General features: G+C 62.2%; 7 protein-coding genes. 5 read left to right on the forward strand and 2 right to left on the reverse strand.

All coding sequences use genetic code 11. The features are described 5' to 3' along the window. Positions 1 to 320: 320 nt before the first annotated feature. The 5 genes from AC1DVA_RS26410 (at position 321) to AC1DVA_RS26430 (ending at position 2,915) form a co-directional block, all read left to right on the forward strand. The gene (locus AC1DVA_RS26410; protein WP_476807856.1) at positions 321 to 515 is read left to right on the forward strand and encodes a hypothetical protein; all 195 of its coding nucleotides are present in this window, start codon (positions 321 to 323) and stop codon (positions 513 to 515) included. Positions 516 to 694: 179 nt separating this feature from the next. After that, positions 695 to 1,444 (forward strand): ERF family protein, encoded by a 750-nt coding sequence (locus AC1DVA_RS26415; protein WP_476807857.1) that lies wholly within the window; start codon positions 695 to 697, stop codon positions 1,442 to 1,444. Then, positions 1,441 to 2,070 (forward strand): lambda exonuclease family protein, encoded by a 630-nt coding sequence (locus tag AC1DVA_RS26420; protein WP_476807858.1) that lies wholly within the window; start codon positions 1,441 to 1,443, stop codon positions 2,068 to 2,070. The genes AC1DVA_RS26415 and AC1DVA_RS26420 overlap by 4 nt, the downstream gene beginning before the upstream one ends. Beyond that, positions 2,070 to 2,522, forward strand: a complete 453-nt coding sequence (locus AC1DVA_RS26425; RefSeq protein ID WP_476807859.1) for a hypothetical protein — start codon at positions 2,070 to 2,072, stop codon at positions 2,520 to 2,522. Before AC1DVA_RS26420 ends, AC1DVA_RS26425 begins: the two co-directional genes overlap by 1 nt. 108 nt (positions 2,523 to 2,630) lie before the next feature. Continuing rightward, positions 2,631 to 2,915 carry a hypothetical protein gene (locus AC1DVA_RS26430; protein ID WP_476807860.1) on the forward strand — a complete coding sequence of 95 codons (285 nt, stop codon included), beginning with the start codon at positions 2,631 to 2,633 and terminating at the stop codon, positions 2,913 to 2,915. A gap of 225 nt (positions 2,916 to 3,140) precedes the next feature. Here AC1DVA_RS26430 and AC1DVA_RS26435 read toward each other — a convergent pair whose 3' ends face one another. Both AC1DVA_RS26435 and AC1DVA_RS26440 read right to left on the reverse strand, forming a co-directional pair. After that, the gene (locus AC1DVA_RS26435) at positions 3,141 to 3,896 is read right to left on the reverse strand and encodes an ABC transporter ATP-binding protein (RefSeq protein WP_476807861.1); all 756 of its coding nucleotides are present in this window, start codon (positions 3,894 to 3,896) and stop codon (positions 3,141 to 3,143) included. A gap of 7 nt (positions 3,897 to 3,903) precedes the next feature. After that, positions 3,904 to 4,701, reverse strand: a 798-nt coding sequence (locus AC1DVA_RS26440) for an ABC transporter permease (protein WP_476807862.1), incomplete at its 5' end; no start/stop codon positions are given.

Here is a 4,701-nt window from a genome sequence, read left to right on the forward strand (position 1 = left end):
CTACGAGAGCTGGTATTTGATCTCGTCGGCGCATGTGGCCGCCATCGTCGGCGTGCCCCAGGTCTTGGGCACCGCGGGATAGAGCTCGGCCATCGACTTTTCGGATTGTGGTCGAGCATAGCCGACGATGGAGTCCCTGCAAACGCCGCCGATCCCGCTCAGCTGGCTTAGCGCCTCAGATTCGTAGAGTTACAGATCTTAAAATTCTCTCATCTTCTTGCTTGTCTGCAGTCAAAATCGGAGTTAGTCGTCCATAAGATAATATATGGAGATTATTGTGAGCTCGTTAGAAGATATCGATAAATTGTCAGAAGTAATTATTGACGCGTGTCGAAGTTGTAGTCTTCAGTATGACTGATATTTCTGCAGTAAAGGCATTCTCTGCAGGAGTTCAGCAGGCCCCGCCGGAAGCGCTGGGCGCCGTTGGGCGGGCGCATATCGTGACGCTGATCCGCTTGCGTGCGGATCTTTTGGCCTCGACGGCGCTGAGCCAGCTCTCGCTGCTGGCGCACTGAAGGTTTCGGGCGCGAGTTTGAGCGGTTTGCTCCGCCCCTCTCGATCCCCTGGGGGCGCTAAGCTCCCTTTCTACCCCATCCCTGATCACGGCGCCTGTCGCCGTTTCCTCCTGGCCGGATCGCTCCGGCCGGACGAGCGCCGACGCACGCCTTGAGCCTCAAGCTTTTCACCCCAACCTTTGGAGATCAGCATGACTGGATTAGCCCGCAAGCGAGGTGTGGAAGATGGCCCGCCGCCATCTGCCGTCGCGACCCCATTGAGCATCCTCATCCAAGCGGTGGAACGCGGCGCGGAAGTCGAGATGCTGGAAAAGCTGATCGGCCTGCACGAGCGCTGGGAGGCCAATCAGGCGCGCAAGGCGTTTGAGAACGCGTTGGCCGCAGCCAAGGCCAAGATCCCGGTAATCTTCAAGAACCGGGAGGCGCTGTTGTACGCTCAGCCCGGTCGAGCAGGCTATCGCCATGAGGACCTCGCCGAGATCGCCCGGACGATCACGCCGATCCTGGCACGGCAGGGGCTGTCATATCGCTTCCGTTCGATGGTTTCCGGCGAGCTCGTCACGGTGGTCTGCGTGGTTTCGCACCGCGAAGGCTATAGCGAAGAGAACGCCTTGTCGGTGGGGCGCGACGAGACCGGCGACAAGAACAGCATACAGGCGGTCGGCTCGGCCCTGACCTATCTGCAGCGGATGACGCTGAAGGCCTCGCTGGGCCTGGCCGCGTCCGATGATGACGATGGCAAGGCGACAGGCGTTGGCGCACTCGTCACTCGCCAGCAGGCGCGAGAACTCCTCGACCTGATCGGCGAAGTCACCGCCGACAAGGCCGTCCTGCTGCGCTTCTTCAAGATCAACGCGCTGTCTGATCTGCCGGCCGCAAAGTTCCGCCAGGCGCTCACCATGCTCAACACCCGGAGGCAACACGCATGACCACGATCGAGATCATCGACTGCGCCCAAGGATCGGATGACTGGGCGCGATCGCGCATGGGCATTCCGACAGCCTCGGAGTTCGCAGCCGTGATGGCCAAAGGTCGTGGCGGGGCCGATAGCAAGACCCGCCAGACCTATCTCCACAAACTCGCCGGCGAGATCCTCACCGGCCAGCCGATGGAGAGCTTTACCTCGATCCATATGGAGCGCGGCAAGTTGATGGAGGATGAGGCACGCTCAGTCTACGAGTTCTCGACGGACAAGGCCTGCCAGCGCATTGGCTTTGTCCGCAATGGCCGCAAAGGCGCCTCGCCGGACAGCCTGATCGGCACGGACGGCCTGGTCGAGATCAAGACCAAGCTGCCGCATCTGATGATCGAGACCCTTTTGCGCGGGGAGTTCCCGCCTGAGCATAAAGCCCAGTGCCAGGGCCAGCTCTGGGTCACCGAGCGCGCGTGGATCGACATCGCCGTCTACTGGCCGGGCCTGCCGATCTTCATCACCCGCGCCACGCGTGATGAGGCCTTCATCCGCGAGCTCTCCGATGCCGTCGACAGCTTCAACACCGAGCTCGATCTGATTGTCGATCGGGTCCGCTGCTATGGCCTGGCCAAGGCGGCGTGATGGCCAGCCCCTTGCTGCCGGGCGATAAGCGAGGCGCGCTCCCGGGGCGGGACCGCAGGATCGCTCGCCGCGAGTTCACCCGCGCCCAGAAGGTCGAGATGATCAAGCGCGCCATGGCTGGCGGGGGTCGCATCGTCTGTGAGGGCTGCGGCCTCAACATCACCGGCAAGGCGATCGAGTTCGACCACACTATCCCCGAGGCCCTGGTCATCGACAAGAGCGTCGCTCTCGCCATCAGCGATGGGCGTGTCCTTGGCCGAGACTGCTGTCACCGCCGGCCCGGCGGCAAGACCGCCACCGACCTCGCGGAGATCGCCGAGGCCAAGCGTCGGGAGGCCCGGCACTTTGGCATCCGCCGCTTGGGCGGTGCGGGGTTTGCCCCGTCCCAGCCACAGCACTCTGCCTCACGCCCGCTGACCAAACCCGCGGCTTGGCGCCGCGAGGACATCTGAACTCGATTGATCAGGAACCCACATCGTGACGACCGCCTATGCCCGCCCTTTCCGCAGACCTTCTGGCTGCCGCTGGCAGCGGCTGATTCCCGCCGCCATCCTGGTCGCGTGGAACAGCGCCTGCGCACCCCGCACTGTGATGAGCTTCAACCGGCTCGATGGCCGCACCGATCTGGCGCGGCGGCTCAGTTCCAGCGGGACGACGCCATCTGCAAGGGTGAGGTCGCCCGGGCCCAAGCCATCGCCGCACCGATCCTGACGGGGCGCAGCCTGGCTGATGCGATGGAGGCCGGTATACTCGAGGGCCAGCGCAATGTGGCGCTGCGCCAGATCATGGTCGGCTGCATGGCCGGGCGAGGCTACAGCATGACCGTGGTCGCCATGCCGCGCTGAGTGCTCATGCGCCTAGCCCTACGGGCGCGGGCGGACAAAGCTCTGCGGGCGGTTGACCCTCTGCGGCCGCTCACGCACCACGGGCGTGCGAGCCGTCAGATACTTCAGCGCCTGGCTGGTCGCATGGACCTGATCGTCATGGCGCCCGACGGGGAAGGCCAGCAGCTCGGCGAGATAGTCGCCAAGCCAGGCGCCGCCTTGGGCAAGAAGGGCTCACTCGGCTCTTTAAGCGGCGCCGTCCGCGGCGTAAGCCGCCAGGACTTCATCCGGCGATCCATCCATCATCAGCTTTCCGCCCTTCATCCAGAGCGTGCGGTTGCAAAAGCGCTTGATCGAATTGTTGTCGTGCGAGGCCAGGAACATGATGCTGGCCTTCTGGATCATGGTGTGCAGCCGTTGCTCGGCACGCTCCGCGAAGGCGGCGTCGCCTACACCGATCACCTCGTCGAGGATTAGGATATCAGGGTGCACAGCCGTGCTGACGGCGAACGCCAGCCGCAGCATCATGCCACTTGAATAGGTTCGGATCGGCAGCGACAGAAAGTCCCCGAGCTGGCTGAATTCCTCGACATCGGGAACGATCGCCTGCGCCTGCTTATGATCGAGCCCGAGCATGATGCTGCGCATCTCGATATTGTCATACCCCGTGGCATCGGTATCCATGCCCATGGAGAGATCGATCAGCGAGGAGATACGACCTTCAATCGAGACTCTGCCCGACGTCGGCGGGTAGACCCGGCTAAGCACCCGCAAAAGTGTTGTTTTACCTGCGCCATTGCCGCCGATCAGACCGATCCGATCGCCATCTTTGGCCTCGAAGCTGACCTCATTCAGCGCCTTTACGACCTGGATGCTGCTATCGCGGTCATTCTGCAAGCCACCGCCAACGGTCCGTCGCAGGATCTCGCTTTTAAGGGCGCGGCCGCGCGAATTATAGACGGCAAGCTCGACGCTCGCGTTGTCGAGGACGATATGAGCCATGATGCCCTCAGAGCCAATAAACGACGCGGTGCGAGTACTTGCCGGCAAACGCCAGGGTGAATAGCCACCCAACGACCAGCAGGCCGAGCAGAATGAGATAGGAAGTCACGCTGGGTAGGTTGCCCAGCAGCGGCTCGCGCATCACGTCGAGCATGCTGGCAAAGGGGTTTAGGATAAGAACCGGATGGTCAACGCGGAGCTGCGAGGGCTTAAAGACGACCGGCGAGACGAAAAATGCGACTTGAACGACGCTGGCCACGATTTGCGGGATGTCGCGGAACCGGGCCGACAGGATCGCCAGCAGGTACCCAACCCAAGCCAGATTGGCGAGCACCAGCAGCAGGCCGGGGAGGAACAGTAAGATATGCCAATTGATCGGCGATCCAAAAACCAGAAAAACCACTGGCACAATGATCAGGTTATGGGAGAAAACGAACAGATTTCGGGCGATCGTTCGCAGGAGGTAGGTGAACCGCGGCAAAGCGACTTGCCGGATAATGCTCTCGTTCTCGGTGAAGCTCGAACAGCTCTCGATAATCGTTTGTGAAATCAGCCCCCACAGCACCAGACCAGTGCCCAGATGCGGTAGATAGTCGGCCATGGACGTCCCAAACAGCGACGCATAGACCGCCCCCATGCCGAAGATCATCACGGCCATGCTGAGTGTCAGCCACAACTGGCCGACGCGCGAACGCCTGTAGCGACGGACCACATCGTTCTTGGCCAGCATCCACCACATGCGCCAGGCCCCGACGCCGCCCAGAACATCGGCCGCTCCCGTTGCGATCAAACTCATGCCAGCACT

Source organism: Allobosea sp. P4_C6 (genome assembly GCF_056402015.1).